Source organism: Bartonella sp. MU70NMGDW (genome assembly GCF_042194085.1).
GTDB classification, from domain to species: Bacteria; Pseudomonadota; Alphaproteobacteria; order Rhizobiales; family Rhizobiaceae; genus Bartonella; species Bartonella grahamii.
On the sequence record NZ_JBHIMK010000514.1, the window covers coordinates 1 to 832 of the forward strand.

The 832-nt window shown below is 36.4% G+C and carries 1 protein-coding gene; it reads right to left on the minus strand.

What is annotated here, in order from left to right:
• Nucleotides 1-5: 5 nt before the first annotated feature.
• Nucleotides 6-533 carry an antA/AntB antirepressor family protein gene (locus ACFIKE_RS11890; protein ID WP_375650153.1) on the minus strand — a complete coding sequence of 176 codons (528 nt, stop codon included), beginning with the start codon at nucleotides 531-533 and terminating at the stop codon, nucleotides 6-8.
• Nucleotides 534-832: the final 299 nt, after the last annotated feature.

Here is an 832-nt window from a genome sequence, read left to right on the forward strand (position 1 = left end):
TTAAACTAAGCCGCTTTTACAATAGATTTTTCTAATACCTGTTTTGCTTCTTTAATGAGGGCTTTGTATTTTCTGTTCTCTTCATCTACTCTGAAGGCATCAAGAAGACGCACATGAATTGGACCCAGAAGATACAAAACTTTTTCACCAGCGTTCATACCTTCCCAATAGCTTGGCAAATCAAAGCGTGTATCACGATCATAATCAACAGATTGGTTTCTTAGTTTTTTCTCACACTCAATAAAGTAACGACGTGCCTGTCGTCCTTTCTTATTACGTTCAACCATGGAAAGCTCTTTCGCCATATCTAAGGTGAGATGATATTCTACTGCTATAGCATTGTTCGCTTCCATTTTTTTGTGGAAGCGAATAAAATCTTGCCTTTCAAGAAAAGAATAAGCAATGATGCGTTTTTTTATCCAAGTAGAGAAATCTTGTTTGCTTTCCAAAAATGTATGCAAGTCACGCGCATTAACGGTTTGAACTGTTTCCTGATCAATTGTTTGTTCTGTAATTTTAATAAGAGTGTTCATAATGAACTCCTATGCAGTTAGATGTTTTTCATTGACATCCAATAAAGGATGCCGGGTGCTGAAAAACACGGTGCATAGTCCGTCGTTACGCTTTCCCCATAAAGAGTATTGTATAGCGTAACTACACCCGACAAGATCATTATATGCGTGTAACATACAACGAGTCAAAGCCTTTAATGTGCGGAAAATAAACTGTTTCGGCAATTCATCCGCTATGCATTTAAGGTGTTTTTCAAGCACCTGATTCGACAATAGACATACTGATATTATTTTGTCAATTAAAAAATTTGAAAATTGAC